The 557-nt window shown below is 47.6% G+C and carries 1 protein-coding gene; it reads right to left on the bottom strand.

The genetic code is table 11. From position 1 onward, the window contains the following. A partial coding sequence (locus ACFQEU_RS17765; protein ID WP_379784307.1) for an START domain-containing protein occupies positions 1-439 on the bottom strand: 439 nt, incomplete at its 3' end. Positions 440-557: the final 118 nt, after the last annotated feature.

Here is a 557-nt window from a genome sequence, read left to right as displayed (position 1 = left end):
GATTATTGTCGCAATAGCTCGGCTCGGCGGAAAGATTTATCGCGACTTGCTTGGTCTGCTCATCTCGTACGATTTCCGCCAACATAATCATATCGCGACCACTGACCACCGGAAGCTTGGTGACCTGGTAAATATAGGCGGTACTAAAATCATCCATGGCAAGGATGCGACTCAGCTCACAACCATGTACCCATTCAGCGTGTCGGCTGAAATCCATAATAAAATTCATCACTTTATCGACCGGTGCATCGACATCAACGGTCGCCCTGAATTCGGGCAGGGAATCTGTAGGCCCCATACGCGTATAGTACTTCAACGCGCCCTGTTGTTTTTGTAATTGCCAATCCTTGCTTACCGTCGAACAGGCGCTAAGCGCAACAGCCAAAAACGCCAGGCCGAACATTCTAGCAACCAGTGTTCGAATGGATGATGTGGTCACGATAATAATCCTAAAATAATGAATTGTACGTCAATTGCCAATATTCGACGACGCAAACTGTGCCGCCCTAGAAAGCGCCATCATAGAGAGATACGGGGCGACATTAAAATAAGTTGCA

It is taken from the genome of Halorubrum tibetense, from assembly GCF_042661865.1.
Lineage (GTDB): Archaea > Halobacteriota > Halobacteria > Halobacteriales > Haloferacaceae > Halorubrum > Halorubrum tibetense.
The sequence above is the reverse complement of the archived record's forward strand: the minus strand, read 5'-3'. Positions and strand labels throughout refer to the sequence as shown.